This is a genomic window from Terriglobales bacterium, assembly GCA_035624455.1.
In the GTDB taxonomy this organism is placed as follows: domain Bacteria; phylum Acidobacteriota; class Terriglobia; order Terriglobales; family Acidobacteriaceae; genus DASPRM01.
In genome coordinates this window covers 1-13945 of the sequence record DASPRM010000001.1, presented here as the reverse complement: position 1 = coordinate 13945, position 13945 = coordinate 1, and the positions used below count along the sequence as shown (strand labels likewise).

13 protein-coding genes are annotated in these 13945 nt (G+C 59.6%); 6 read left to right on the top strand and 7 right to left on the bottom strand.

Annotated elements, in window-relative coordinates; translation table 11 throughout:
- The coding region (locus VEG30_00065; protein HXZ78295.1) for a hypothetical protein at positions 1 to 331 on the top strand (331 nt) is incomplete at its 5' end.
- 271 nt (positions 332 to 602) lie between these two features.
- On the opposite strand, the gene VEG30_00060 is transcribed toward VEG30_00065, so the two are convergent.
- Positions 603 to 1502: a M23 family metallopeptidase gene (locus VEG30_00060; GenBank protein ID HXZ78294.1), complete on the bottom strand. Its 900-nt coding sequence runs from the start codon at positions 1500 to 1502 to the stop codon at positions 603 to 605.
- Between the two features lie 342 nt (positions 1503 to 1844).
- Here VEG30_00060 and thiL point away from each other — a divergent pair, with 342 nt between their 5' ends.
- Together thiL and VEG30_00050 are read left to right on the top strand one after the other, a co-directional pair.
- Positions 1845 to 2837, top strand: a complete 993-nt coding sequence (thiL, locus tag VEG30_00055; protein HXZ78293.1) for a thiamine-phosphate kinase — start codon at positions 1845 to 1847, stop codon at positions 2835 to 2837.
- Positions 2838 to 2956: 119 nt separating this feature from the next.
- Positions 2957 to 5155, top strand: coding sequence for a bifunctional (p)ppGpp synthetase/guanosine-3',5'-bis(diphosphate) 3'-pyrophosphohydrolase (locus VEG30_00050; GenBank protein ID HXZ78292.1), 2199 nt, complete (start codon positions 2957 to 2959; stop codon positions 5153 to 5155).
- 239 nt (positions 5156 to 5394) lie between these two features.
- Here the strand turns inward: VEG30_00050 and VEG30_00045 are convergent, their stop codons facing one another.
- Positions 5395 to 5631: a hypothetical protein gene (locus VEG30_00045; GenBank protein HXZ78291.1), complete on the bottom strand. Its 237-nt coding sequence runs from the start codon at positions 5629 to 5631 to the stop codon at positions 5395 to 5397.
- Here VEG30_00045 and VEG30_00040 point away from each other — a divergent pair.
- The gene (locus VEG30_00040; GenBank protein ID HXZ78290.1) at positions 5630 to 6190 is read left to right on the top strand and encodes a hypothetical protein; all 561 of its coding nucleotides are present in this window, start codon (positions 5630 to 5632) and stop codon (positions 6188 to 6190) included. The genes VEG30_00045 and VEG30_00040 overlap by 2 nt on opposite strands.
- 160 nt (positions 6191 to 6350) lie before the next feature.
- Positions 6351 to 6728 (top strand): RidA family protein, encoded by a 378-nt coding sequence (locus VEG30_00035; GenBank protein HXZ78289.1) that lies wholly within the window; start codon positions 6351 to 6353, stop codon positions 6726 to 6728.
- A gap of 117 nt (positions 6729 to 6845) precedes the next feature.
- Here VEG30_00035 and rpmB read toward each other — a convergent pair whose 3' ends face one another.
- Positions 6846 to 7034, bottom strand: a complete 189-nt coding sequence (gene rpmB, locus VEG30_00030) for a 50S ribosomal protein L28 (GenBank protein ID HXZ78288.1) — start codon at positions 7032 to 7034, stop codon at positions 6846 to 6848.
- A gap of 123 nt (positions 7035 to 7157) precedes the next feature.
- Here rpmB and VEG30_00025 point away from each other — a divergent pair, with 123 nt between their 5' ends.
- Positions 7158 to 7580, top strand: coding sequence for a DUF971 domain-containing protein (locus tag VEG30_00025; protein HXZ78287.1), 423 nt, complete (start codon positions 7158 to 7160; stop codon positions 7578 to 7580).
- Between the two features lie 175 nt (positions 7581 to 7755).
- On the opposite strand, the gene VEG30_00020 is transcribed toward VEG30_00025, so the two are convergent.
- The 4 genes from VEG30_00020 to VEG30_00005 form a co-directional block, all read right to left on the bottom strand.
- On the bottom strand, positions 7756 to 8235 hold the full coding sequence (locus VEG30_00020) for a DinB family protein (GenBank protein ID HXZ78286.1): 480 nt from the start codon (positions 8233 to 8235) through the stop codon (positions 7756 to 7758).
- 167 nt (positions 8236 to 8402) lie between these two features.
- Positions 8403 to 10109: an AsmA family protein gene (locus tag VEG30_00015; protein ID HXZ78285.1), complete on the bottom strand. Its 1707-nt coding sequence runs from the start codon at positions 10107 to 10109 to the stop codon at positions 8403 to 8405.
- A gap of 42 nt (positions 10110 to 10151) precedes the next feature.
- Complete coding sequence (locus VEG30_00010; GenBank protein ID HXZ78284.1) at positions 10152 to 10979, bottom strand: PP2C family protein-serine/threonine phosphatase; 828 nt, start codon at positions 10977 to 10979, stop codon at positions 10152 to 10154.
- Positions 10980 to 11129: 150 nt separating this feature from the next.
- A complete protein-coding gene (locus VEG30_00005; protein ID HXZ78283.1) occupies positions 11130 to 13772 on the bottom strand; it encodes a protein kinase in 2643 nt (880 codons plus the stop codon).
- Positions 13773 to 13945 lie beyond the last annotated feature (173 nt).

The following is a 13945-nucleotide window of genomic DNA, read 5'->3' as shown; positions in this document are numbered from 1 at the left end:
GGCGGGACAACTTGTTAAATACAAAGCAAACCGCTACATCGGCCATGAAATCTCGATGTACACGAGCAGCGACGCCTTTCCGCCAGCGCCAGACTCCTATGAACTGGACGGTGTGCGCGGGTTGCTAGCATTCACCGATTGCGACAACATTCGGTTTACCTATGACTTCTACGGGGTATATTTCGATCTGAGCAAGGTACCATTCGTCGATCCCCCTGATATTAACGTTGACGCCAGCGCGACAGTTGAGACCTACCACCGTATGCCGACCCTATGTACAGTGTGCGACACGAAGCTCGCGGTAACTTCTGCCTGGCACAAAAAACACTGATTGCTGTTAGCGAGGGAGTGAATCCCGTGGGATTCCTCCTTCGCTCTCCCGACGCTGCCTCTTCCTAATCGATGACAGGTCCCAGCGAACCCCAGATAACTGTCGCTAAGAAGGCGTTAGCACTCAAAACCCTCATTGGCGCGTGAATGAGTGATATTGCGGTTTATCGTCAGCTCTCGTGCCAGGCAGATTTAGGTCCTGTATCCAGGCGATGAAGACAGCTACCAAGTGCTAACTGCTGATTGCTGATCGCTGAGTGCTGAATGCTTGCTTACGATCCGCCCGCCAGGGCGGTGGTAGTGGAGACTCGCAGATATTTGTAGGGATTTACGGGAACATCGTGCAGCCAGACTTCGTAGTGCAGATGCGGTCCCGTGCTGCGGCCGCTGCTGCCCACATACCCGATCACCTGACCACGCTGAACATGTTGTCCGGCGGTTACGGCCCAGCTTGACAGGTGCCCGTAGCGGGTTACAACCCCGCGTCCGTGATCGATTTCAATCATGCGACCGTAGCCTGCGTAGGCAGAGGCGAAGATGACCACGCCCTCGGCCGGAGCGACAATCCGTGATCCGAATTCGCTGGAGATATCGACGCCGCGGTGAAATGCACCTTCACCGTTGAACGGGTCAATGCGCTCACCGAAAGCCGCGGTGATCGGACCCTCCACCGGCCACAACGTTGGTACCTGCGCCAGCCGCGCCCAGTCTTCCATGGTGGGATGCGCGAGATTCATGGAAACGCCCAGCGTAGCGGCTCCGCTCAGCGCAGTACGGCGCAGGGCAGTGAGCTGGTCAAGCGACCATTCCACGTCCGCGTCACCCTCATCCGCGGTGAGCTTCTTGAGCACGGGATCGGATTTCAATCCATATAGCGCCGAGACTTCATTGGCCAGAGAGCCCAGCGATGCCACCTGCATGTCCTTTTCGCGGGCCGCTTGTTCCAGGCGGCTGTAACGATTCCTCAAGGCGGCGGTCTCGGAACGGAGCTGGTTGAAACGGGTCACCTTCATCAGCATGCGGGTATACGATCCGGCCATGCCCGTGACCATCAGCATGCCGATCAGCGCGCCTACCATGAAGACGTAGGCATAGTGCAGGGGAATGTTGACTTTACGCAGCTCTCCGTCGGCGTCCCGAGCCACGAACAGGATGTAAGTCCGTTTACGCAATAATCCACTCCAAAACAGAAATGAACCGCCCACGAGCCAAGCACACGGACCTCAGGGCACCGGGGCCAACTTCATTCCGTCGCCGCGCGAGGCAGGTTTGCCTAGTGGGTCTCCGGCGCGCGGCCTCCTCCTCCAGAATTGGGAGCGAATCACTTGCTGCTCAGCGAGACTCCCGGGCGAAGGTTCCGGAGCCTCGTGGAAGCTGGAGGCTAACAGACGGCTTCTTTCAGTGTCAACTTTCCAAGGGGAAACCTTGGACCATGAACTTGTGCGACCCTTCGCGAATTACTCCAGCAACTCTCATCCTGCCAATCATTCAGGGACCGGCAGTGTGGTTTTTTGATGGCAGTCGTGTATAGTTCGGCTGCCTTGCCCAAACCGGAAAAACAGCTGATCCGGCGCCTGCGAAGTCTTGCACGTTTTAAGGGAAGGTTACCAAGGTCACTGGTCACGGGCATCGGTGATGATTGCGCAGTTCTCAGGGTCCAGCCGGGCCACGAGGTTCTTGTGACGACCGACTTGAACCTTGAGGACGTCCACTTCCGGCGGGCCTGGCATCCGGCGGAATCCGTGGGTCACCGCTGCCTAGCGCGCGGGCTCAGCGATATTGCGGCGATGGGAGGTGAGCCCCTGGCGGCCTTTCTCTCGCTCGGGCTGCCTGCCCAGCTTCCCCAGTCATGGGTTGATGCCTTCCTGCGCGGCCTGCTGGGCCTGAGCCGGCGATTTCATGCGCCCCTGGCAGGCGGTGATATTGCTCAGTCAACGGCGGGCATACTCGCCGACATCATGGTGGTGGGTTCGGTGCCGCGGGGAGAAGCCATCCTGCGCTGCGGTGCGCGTCCCGGTGATGTCATCTACGTGACCGGAAATCCTGGGTCATCAGCTGCTGCTCTCGGCCTGCTGCGCAACGGCAAGAAATTGCGTCCCCGCTCGTATCCGGCACACTTCTTTCCCACTCCACGCATTGAAATTGGCCGCTACCTTCGGCGAGAGCGGCTGGCATCAGCGATGATCGATGTCAGCGACGGTATCTCCACCGATCTCGAGCACATCTGCCAAGAGTCAGAAGTGGGTGCGGTGCTTTGGACAGGAAGCATGCCCAGCGATCATCTGGAATATGCTCTCCACGGTGGCGAAGACTACGAATTGCTGTTCACCGCAGCGAAGTCGTGGCGCGTTCCCGCGAAGATCGGTGCGGTACCGGTGACGGCGATCGGCGAGATCATTCCGTCCGGCAAGCGGCAAATCTGGCTGGAAGAAAACGGAAGACGACGCCGGCTGAAAATCCGCGGCTGGGAGCACTTCTCCAGGAAATTGCGATCGGGTAATTTGTAAGCGGGTAATCGGCGGCAGTACGGACAGCGGCGGCAGGTTATCAGGTTGTAGTACCACCGAATCCTCGCCAGCGGGCGGCAAATCCCACAGGCAGAGTAAGTTTCAGCCTATAATCAGTCATGGCGACCCTTCGCCAACAGATCGCAACGAATATGTTGCGGGTCACGCGGTTTCGTGACCTGCTGAGCGCGGTACGCGCTTACCGGCCTAATGACGATCTGGACATCATCCGGCGTGCCTACGATTTTTCCCTAGCCCACCATGCCGGTCAGTCTCGCGCCTCGGGTGAGCCTTACCTTGTCCACCCGGTCGAAGTCGCCTACATCCTGGCCGAGATGAAGCTCGACGCCAATTCGATCGCCGCCGGGCTGCTTCACGATTGCGTGGAAGACACCTCCGTCACCATCGTCGATGTGCGCAAGGAGTTCGGCGAGCAGGTAGCTCACCTGGTGGAAGGGGTCACCAAGATCGGCAAAATCAATTTCTCTAATAAGGAAGAACGCCAGGCCGAGAACCTCCGCAAGATGATGCTGGCGATGGTGGATGATATTCGCGTCATCCTCATCAAGCTCGCCGACCGCCTGCACAACATGCGGACACTGGAGCACCTTCCGCCAGAGCGCCAGGAAGCCATAGCGCGGGAGACCCTGGATATCTACGGACCCATCGCTCACAGGCTGGGCATGGGCAAGATTCGCGGCGAACTGGAAGATCTGGCTTTCCGCTATATGGATCCCATCGCCTTCCAGCAGGTGCATGACGCCGTCGAACAGCGGCGCAAGGCAGGGGAAGAGTTCCTGACCCACATCACCGGGATCATCCGCGACAAGCTGCGCGAGACTGGAATTGAAGCGCGCGTCGAGAGCCGCATCAAACGGCTACACAGCATCTGGCAGAAGCTCCAGCGCCAGCGCATTACGGTGGACCAGACCTACGACCTATTCGCGGTGCGCATCATCACCAACAGCGTCAACGACTGTTACGCCGTGCTCGGCACCATTCACAACCTGTGGCGGCCGGTGCCCGGGCGGATCAAGGACTTCATCGCCATGCCGCGGCCCAATCTCTATCAGTCCCTGCACACTACGGTGATCGCGGAGAACGGTACTGCTTTCGAAGTGCAGATCCGGACGGAAGAGATGCACAAGATGGCGGAGGAGGGTATCGCGGCCCATTGGAAGTACAAAGACGGTCCGATCTCAGCCAAAGACGAGCAGCGGCTAGCGTGGCTGCGGCAGGTAGTGGAGTGGCAGCGGGACGTATCCGATCCCGATGAATTTCTAGCCACGCTAAAAATCGATCTCTACCCCGAGGAGGTTTATACCTTCACGCCCAAGGGGAAGGTGGTGACGCTGCCGCGCGAGTCCACGCCGATCGATTTCGCTTATTCGGTCCATACCGAAGTTGGACATGCCTGCGTGGGAGCCAGGGTGAACGGCCGCATGGTGCCGATCCGACACAAACTGCGCAGCGGGGACATCGTCGAGATCATCACGCAACCGGGTCATCAGCCCAGCCGCGACTGGCTGACGCTGGTTAAGTCGTCGCGCGCGCGGCAGAAAATCCGCCACTGGCTCAACGTACACCAGCGCGAGCGGGCTATAGAAATCGGTAAGAAGCTGATCGAGAAAGAGTCGCGCAAGTACCGCGTTTCGCTCAAAGACATCAAGGACACCGACTACCAGCGCGTGGCCTCCGATCTCGGCCTCGGTCGCGCGGACGATCTGCTGGCCACCATCGGATACGGCAAGTTCTCAGCCCGCCAGATTCTTGCCCGTCTGGCGCCAGTCGCTGCCGAACAGGAGACCTCCGAAGCGGAGAAGACCACCGGCCTCACCAGCGTGGTGCGGCGGGTTTTTGGCGGAGAGACCTCCGCCATCTCCGTCAAGGGCCACGACGATCTTCTGGTGTACCGCGCACGCTGCTGCAATCCCATTCGCGGCGAGGAGATCGTCGGCTACGTCACCCGCGGCAAGGGTGTCGCAGTGCATTCCAAGCATTGTCCTAACGTGCAGAATCTGATGTATGAGAGCGATCGCCGCATCGATGTCGAATGGGCCCGCCGGGATGGCGGCGCCTATCCGGTGAAGCTGACTGTCTTCTGCGACGACCGCGCCGGCATGCTCAAGCAGATGACCGCGGTCATCAGCGACGAGAACACCAACATCCGCAACATCGAAGCCCGCACTGGCGACAATCAGGCCACCATCGAGGTGGTCATTGATATCGAGGACCTCAAGCACCTGGAACGGATTGTGAGCGGCATTCGCAAAATTCCTGGCGTGCACGATGTGCAGCGCGTGCAGAAAATCCAATAAGGACGTTTGTGGCGCAGGGGAGGTATCGTCCGTTTGTGTCGGGAGCCCGCTAGCCGCTTCGCTGCCGGACTGCTAACCGGCATACGGTTCTGATCGTTAGCTGAGTCTTTAATATGGCAAGCTGATTCCTGTTAAACTGTTCGCCAGCCCGAATTCCAAGAAATCCTGAAGATGTGGGAGAGCGCTTTGCGTTTTGCTGTAGGCCCCTTGATCCTCTTGCTGACTGCTTGTGCACTTGCTCAACAAGCCGATCCACCTTCGATGCCCGCGGAATCGGCCGGCCGAACCGCCGACGGGACAGCAAGCCAGCGGTCTTCAAGCCAGCCGGCGCCGGGCCGACCAGAAACTTCGCCGCCAGCCGGAACCACCTCCGCCGGTCCCCCCGACGCGCCCAGTTCATCCTCCTCCAACGCTGATCCCGTGCAGCCGGCGATACCTGTATCGAAGCAGCAGCCCAAGCGGATCCTCGGCGTCATGCCCAACTTCCGCGCTGTGAGTGCAGGAGCGATTCCTCCTCCTCCCACTCCCAAACAGGCGCTTGAGATTGCCACCCAGAACAGCTTCGATTACTCATCGTTCATCTTCGTGGGTGTTACGTCGTTAATGGCCGAGGCCACGGATGCTCATCCCCAGCTAGGCAAAGGCATAGGCGGCTATGGAGAGTATTACTGGCGGGGACTTGTGGATAAGACTGACGGGAATTATTGGGTGATCTTCATCCTCCCTACCATTCTCCATCAGGACGGACGCTACTTTGCCATGGGGGAAGGGGGCTTCTGGAAGCGCGGTTGGTACGCCGCTTCGCGCGTTGCTGTCACGCGTAACTACGAGGGACAAAGCACCTTCAATGCCTCCGAAATCTTCGGCCGCGGCATCGCCCAGGCAATCTCAATTTCCTATTACCCCAGCCAGGACCAGACGGCCGGCAAGATTATGAAGAAGTATGGCTTCGCGCTCGGACGTGACGCCCTCACCCAGATGTTCCGCGAATTCTGGCCTGACATCGCCACCCACATTCTGCACCGCAATCCATAACTCAGGGCTGGGTTCCCGGCCTCAGCCAGGAACTCCTCACCAGGAACCCCGGTGTGCGCGTGACAATTGGTTGCAAGGAGACGTCTGTGGCAATTGCTGAAGGCTAAGTGCCGATGGTCACTCTGTGTAGAATCTTGCTATGTCCGCGGAGGATATCGAAATGAAGCAGGTCATCGCCACCAGGGAGGCGCCTCAGGCTATCGGGCCCTATTCGCAGGCTATCAAGGCAGGCGGCCTGTTATTCACTTCCGGCCAAATCGCCATTGATCCTGCGACCGGTCAGGTTCTCAACGGCACCATCGCCGAGCAGACCGAGCGTGTGCTGCGCAACATCAACGCTCTGCTGTGGGCGGCGGGGACGGAGATGGATCGCGTCATCAAGACCACCGTCTACCTGAAGAACATGTCGGATTTCGCCGCGATGAATGAGGTTTACGCCCGCTTCTTTTCGCAGAATCCTCCCGCTCGATCTACGGTGGAGGCGGCACGCCTGCCAAGAGAGGTTCTGGTGGAGATCGATGTGATCGCGCTGGCGTGATGCCCAACTAGATCGGCGCCCCACCTGCGGCCTTCGTTGTCCTAAGGCAGGAAATCGAGGCACCAGCCGAGTACAGCGCCTCTTTGCCGACTGCTGATTGCTGACTGCTGACTGCTTCTATGCCTTGACGACTTTGCCGCTCTTCAAACAGACGGTGCACACCCGCATCTTCTTCGTCTGTCCGTTGACCTTGGCGCGCACCGGATGCAGGTTCACGTTCCAGCGGCGCTTGCTCACGTTGTGCGCGTGACTGATATTGTTACCAAACTGCGGCCCCTTGCCGCACACATCACATACTTGTGCCATGACTCCCTCAGAAAAGTTCGCGAATGATAGCGCAAAGCGTCAATTTTAGCGGATTCACTCGGATATCAGCAAATCACGTCCATTGGCGAAATGCCGATCCTTCTCACGTGCGATACTGAGGTTATGTCCACCCCACGCGATCCTCGGGCCACGATTCCCCAGGCGGTGAAGGTGAACGTCTCCAGCGGCTCCGGCATGGACATCGACTGGAAGGATGGCCATCACAGCCACTACACCTTTCAGTACCTGCGCGACGCCTGTCCCTGTGCCCTATGCGATGACGACCGCCAGAAAGCCGGACGAGAGCCGGGAGAACCAGTCAAACCCGCTCCCGGTGCGCTCCCCATGTTCAAGCCGGCGCTGAAGCCCACACATACCGAGGGTGTGGGCAAGTACGCCATCCGCTTTGTCTGGAATGATGGTCACGAGCATGGCATCTATTCGTGGGAATTTCTGCGTGAATTCTGTCCCTGCGCGGAGTGTTCTGCTGCTCGCGCCACGGCCAAAATCCCCGGGTCCGTTCCCACGCGCACTACGCCGCACTAAAGCAGCAGTCAGCAATCAGCAGTCAGCAATCAGCCAAAGAGCATAACCACGAAGGACACGAAGGAAGCCCCGGGCGGAATCGTCCCGAAACTTGCTGCAGAGTCTCCTTTGAGGTCCTTTGTGGTTTTTGTGGTCAGGTTTGGTATTGGTTTGGCTAAATGCTGAGTGCTGAATGCTACACCTTTTCAAGCGCCTTGCGGACCGCCACCATCTGACCCAAGTGATACGCGTTGTGATCGGCCAATAGCAGTGCTTCGCGCAGGATGGTTTGCCCGCTTCCGTGGGGAATCGGCGCGAACAGATCTGTGGAAGACTTCGACACCAGCTGCTGCATGTCTCTAAGGTCTCCCAGAAACTGTTTCACGCTTTTGCTCCACGCGGCAGGGCTGGCAGGCGCCGGCTTTTCCGGCCAGTATCCCTCTGGCCATTCCGGCGATTTGTGTTTGGGATTGATGCTGAATTGATAGATGTCCCACTGTGCAATGCGCATGTGCTCCAGCAACTCCCAGGGTGAGTGCTCGAAACTGCCGGCACGGAGACCTCGCAAGGCTGCTGGAATGCTCTCCACCACTTCGTCGGGAGTGAGATGTGCGCCGCCGCCGCGGAGAATTTCCAGCAGGTGCTCACGCAGGCTTTTGATTTGCTCGTCTTCCATGGGATATCAGGCCGGGCTAATTGTAGAAGACAATCGCCGCCCTTCGGATCAGTCCATCAGAAATTTCCAGATACTGGAAATTCGCCCGGCGTTCTTCGGCGAGGTGGGAAACCGCGGTGCTTAGTCGCCAGCTTTGGATTTTCAATTTGGCCGGTTGACCGTTTCTCTCATCGACCTTTTTTCTTTCCTCCCCCCAGCAGGCCTTGAACCAGCCCCTGGACTGCGTCTTGCTGCTGGTTCTGCTGTTGGGTGCCTTGTCCCTGGCTGAGCCGCTGCGAGAGTTGCTGAGACAATGTGCTACCCACGAGGCTGCCGACGTCCGGGATAAACTCCGGACGCGAGGTTGTACCGGCAATGCGGAAGGGCAGCGTGTCCGGTGTTTTCCCGCTCGCGCCAGCAAGAGACGCCAGACCGCCTAGTGTGCTGCCCGCCGCCGTGTTCAGCTTGGCCACCATGTGGAAGTTCAGGTTGTCGGTCGGGCTCACCGTGCCCGCCCCGGTGACTGCGCCCAGCTCCGCCACAATCAGGTTGATATTGTCGGCCTTCGTTCCATCAGGAGCGATCCGCAGGTTGGCGCTCATGGTCTGGATCGTAGTGTCGTTGCTCTTCTGAACTCCCGCAAACTGGGCCACAGTCGCCAGCTGCGAACCCATGCTGAACCCGCTGAGCTTGGCGTTGTTCATCTCTATTCTGCCGGTCGTGACCAGCCGGTCCACTGGGCCGGTGAGATTGAGATTCGTGGTCACCGTGCCGCCCTGCAGTGAAGACCCCGCGGGCAGAGTGACTCCGAATGCCGGCAGCAGATTGGCAATGTCCTGCATCGGCATAGCACGGCCATTGAAATTCATGTTCAGCACCGTGGATGTACCGCGAGCGTCGTAAGTTCCAGTGACATGGGCCAGCAGGTTTCCAGCGTGCACATCGCCCTTCTGGATCACGCCGCCCAGCCGCCGCATGTCGTAGTTGGCCGCGTAGTCCAAAGACACCGGAAGATTGGTCGGACTGCCGTTTTTCACCATGCGAAGCTTTTGCGTCTTCACCGTTCCTTGAGAATGCAGGTTTCCGTTCTCCGAGTTGAGATTGCCAGAGTAGTCGAGGATTCCGGAGATGCCCGAATCAGGAGGAAAGAAGCCACTGGAGGTCAAGTTCAGGTCGCTGATGTTCAGAGCTGCCTGAAGCGGCGTCATGGCAGCATCCTGCGAATCCAGAGGACCCGCCTTGCCTTCCAACTTCACCTTTCCCCCGCCCGGCGCTGTGGCGGTCAGGGTGAACGGAATGGCTGCGCCCGGAGCCAGCCCTTTGGCGTCCAGGTCCACGTCGCTATAAGAGTGCGGCTTGCTACCAGCGCGCCCCACCGTAACCCGCCCATTCTGAATTTTCAGCGCCTCGACACTGAATGCTTCGCGCGACGCGGGCGGGGCTGGTCCCTGAGGCTGCTTGGTCTGAGTTCCGGCTTTCGAAGATGGCGCCGCTTGCGTTCCCGCAGTTTTGCCGATGCTGGAGAAATTCCATTTTCCGTCAGCTGATTGCAACAGGTTTACGTCGGGTTCTACCAGGGTCAAGGAAGTAATCCGGAGCTCGCGTGACTGGATCAGCGGACCCATCTCCACGCCCACCTGTAGCGATTTCGCGCGAATGAACGGGGAGTTGCTGAAAGCGGGGTCGTCAGCGATGGTGATGTTGTCCGCTCGCAAAGCGCCGGAGAGCGGCGAAAATTTGATGTTGCCGATCGTGACTTTCCGGCCCAGAGCCTGCTGCAACTTGGCTTCGATTTGCGGCCGGAAGGTGTTCGCGTCGACCAGCACCGCTACCGCAATCAGGGCGATAACCAGCAGCCCAACAACAACAGCAACAGCAATCAGAATTTTGCGCATCAGGAGACCTCGGTTTCCTCAGGATGAGGCTTCGACTTAAGGTCAGTCAGCGGTGGCCTGACCTGTGTTGGCACCTTTGTGGACAAGGGCAACAACCGCCATGTCATTGATACTTGGGAGATCACCCCCGTTGCGGTTGCCCAGGTGCTGCAGAAAACGGCGTTTCTTACCCTGTTCGATGTAATCTCCGGCATCAGCCAACAGCTTGCCGCAGATCTCGGAAGCCCCATGCTTCGGAGCTGCAGCCAAGCTGGCTTTCAGACGCTCGAGCCCATACTCTTCACCGCGGGCCCTGGCTCCCAGCAGGCCGCGGGTGGTCAGTGCCAGAACCGCGCCAGGCTGCAGGGCGCAAACCATGGCGTCGTGGGTGGCATGAGAAAACAGACCCAGCGGCAGTCCGCTGGTCTCCAGCATGGTAATTCCGCCTGGGTCCCGGACTAACGCTGGAACCTGGCCCGGGTTCACATAAGAAATGATGCCCATTTCCTCGTTGTAGCACCCAAAAAATGCGGAAGCACAGCGCACTCCGCCAGCCGCCGAAAGAATGGTCTGGTTGACCTCAAGGGTCAGTTCGGTTACCGCATCCGACTCATTCAGCACATGGGAGCGGAACAACTCTGGTCCACGCTGGTGGATGGTTTCCTGCACGGCAGCAGCGATGGCCAGAGCCTGACTGCGTTCGCCGGCTATATCGATCAGCAGGACCAGCATACGACCGGGTCCAACTTCCAGGAAGTCGTAGAAATCTCCACCCTTAGGAGTGGCGCAATACTGCGCGGCAAGATCAAGTGAGCCGATGCGGGGAAGCACAGTGGGCACGGGTTGCCGCAATGGCTCCGGTTCGGCTTTGCTCTGAAAAGGACGTCGCATGTGCTGCCGCGGGCAGAAACAGAAAGTTAGCACAGAGCGGAGGGGTTTGAAGCAAGAAAGATGTCGGCTGGCTGTGACCTTCGGAAGTAACGGCTTTTTCGGCGGCCACCCGGTCGGCGCTAACTGGGCGATAGCACAGTCCCGCCGACTCTACTCAAAATTTTCCATCATCCAGACGTCACCCCCCTGCGGCAGAAAGCGGTCAAACAGGATCCACTTCCCATCAGGCGACCACACCGGGTAATCGATCCGGATGGTAGGATCGGAGAATTCGTAAATCTTTTCTGGCTTGCCGCCCACAACCGGTGAAACCCAAAGCACGCGGTGACCAACTACGTCCATGATCCGCGAGTGATCGGGTGAGAACGACATATGCGAGCCGCCGGCGGATTCCACCAGAGGTTCGGGATCTCCACCTTGCAACTTGACCTGCATGGTCTGCGGTTTTCCGCCACAAGAGGGGCAACGGTAGATCACGCCGTCTCCGGTCGCAGTCCAGCGCGCAAAGTGGCCGGTGATTCCCGTGCGGGTGAGTTGGCGGGCATCACTGCCGTCAGGCCGCATGACCCACAGCTCCAGGCGGCCGCCGCGGTCGGATTGATAAGCAATCCAGTTCCCGTCGGGGGAGAAGAAGGGATTCAGGTCCACATTGCCCTTGGTCAGCTGCTGGAGTGCGCCCGATTCCACATCGAGGATCCAGATGTTGGGCGTGCCCGAGCGCGACGAGAAGAACGCAATCTGCTTTCCGTCCGGCGACCAGTTCGCCTGGAAGTCTCCCCCGGGACCGCGCGTCAGTTGACGGTCGCTGCCGTCCTTGAAGGAATGCACCCAGATGTTCATATCGCCGCTGCGGTCGGAATTAAAAGCAATGCTCTGCCCATCGGGCGACCATGCTCCGCGGCTGTCTTCGCGGGTAGTCGCCAGCACCGCCTGAGGAGGTCCGGTTGACATGCCAGTGTCAGGCGACACCGGCAGGCGCCAGATATCGGCATTCTGCTTGAGGATGGCAAACGCGAGGCGATTTCGATTCCCCGCCAGCGCCAGTTCCACATCCTGCCCGGCGCCCATCGTCAATTGTTGCGGAGCTCCGGCCGGCGAGCCATCTTCTTTCACCGGCACGCGCCACACATTCAACCCGCCGCTGCGATAAGAGGAGAAATATATGAACTTCCCCGAACGCGACCACACTGGATGAATATTCAGGAACTGGTCATTCGTGACCCAGACCATCCGCTTCGACGCCAGTTCCACCGCGCGGATATCGAACTTCGTGCGTTCCTGGTTTTGAAACACAATACGTTGTCCATCCGCAGACCAGCGCGGACGAAGATGCACGATGGCTTCCGAGGTATCAGTTGTCGCCTGCTGCGGGTTGTGTCCCTGGTTGTCCAGAATCCATATGCGGCGAGGTCCGGCCCAGGAAGCGTCCACCGCGATACGTGTGCTGTCCGGCGAATAGGAAGGATTGAAGGCGTTCTCGATCAGCTTGTATTCAGTGCCATTGCGCAGGTCGAGCGCCCAGACGTCAGCATCGTCGTATTGGCCAAAAACATCGCCGGGCTGCAGCTTTCCATCCGCGCGGTTGGAGCGAGTGAACAGAATCCGGCTCCCACCCGGCGACCACGCCGGCTGCAGGTCGTCACGGTCTCCATGGGTGAGTTGTTCTTCGCGGCCCGACTCGAGATTCTTGCGGAAGATCTTTCTGGCTCCTCCCGCCTGCGCGATGTAAAGCAGCTGCTTGCCATCGGCGGACAACGCGGGATCCTCTTCGATCCCTTCGGCAAAAGTGAGCTGCGTGAGTTTCACCTGCGGCGCGACCCCGGGAGCGTGGGTGTGTCGCCAATACAGCGCCAGAATGGCAATCACGATCGCCAGCAGCGAGATTCCAGCGGCTGTGAAGATCGGACGCCGGGTGCGGCCGGAGATCGCCATCTCATCGAGCGCCTTCTGCAGGACAGCCTTGGCCTCTGCCGCGTCCCCCAGGCGCTGGTCGGGATGCTTCTCCAGGCACCGCTTCAGCAGGCGGCGCACCGGTTCGGGTGTGCCCGGCGGCAGCGCCTTCCAGTCCGGCGTGGCGCTGGCGATCTGTGCCACCGTGTCCAGCACAGTGTCGCCGCCAAAAACCTTCTTGCCGACAAGAGTCTCGTAGAGAATGCAACCGAACGCCCACAGGTCGGAGCGTTTGTCCGCCGGCTTGCCACGCGCCTGCTCCGGACTCATGTACATCGGGGTGCCCAGCAGCGTGCCTTCGCGGGTGGGCGTGACCGGGGTGGTCACGGTGACGGAGCTGGCTTCGGCCGGAACCAGCGACAACGACTTCCCCAGGCCGAAATCAAAGACCTTCACCCGCTGTTCCGGCGTCACCAGGATATTGGAAGGCTTCAGATCGCGGTGGATCACGCCCTGGCTGTGGGCCGCCGCCAGCGCGTCCGCCACCTGTTCACACAACTCGAGCGAGGTGCGGACATCCGGCCGCTCGGATTCCAGAAATTCCTCCAGCGTCTTGCCGGGAATCAGTTCCAGCACCAGAAAGCAGGTCTGGCCGACGTCCTCAATTCCATAGATGGTGGCGATGTTGGGGTGATTCAGAGAGGCCAGGATTTGCGCCTCGTGCTCCAGGCGGGCGAGGTGCTCAGGATCGCGCAGCGCTTCCGGGACGATCTTCAGAGCCACGCTGCGGCCCAGCCGGGGATCGGTAGCGCGATACACCACGCCCATTCCCCCGGAACCGATCTGCGCCGAAACGCGATAGCGCCCTAGAGTCTGTCCAACGAGGGAAGAAGGTACTGCCATGTGCGGCGATGTTAGAGGCAGGAAGAGGTCAAGTCAACGGTGCGGCGGGCGAGCGGAGCGAGCCTCTGAGATCAGAGAGAGCGGGGGGCGCGCGAGCCGAGCGGTGGGACAGCCGATTCCGATAGCGGCACCGTTCCACGCCCCAGTCTCCCGATAGCCGCTTCCGCTCCCGA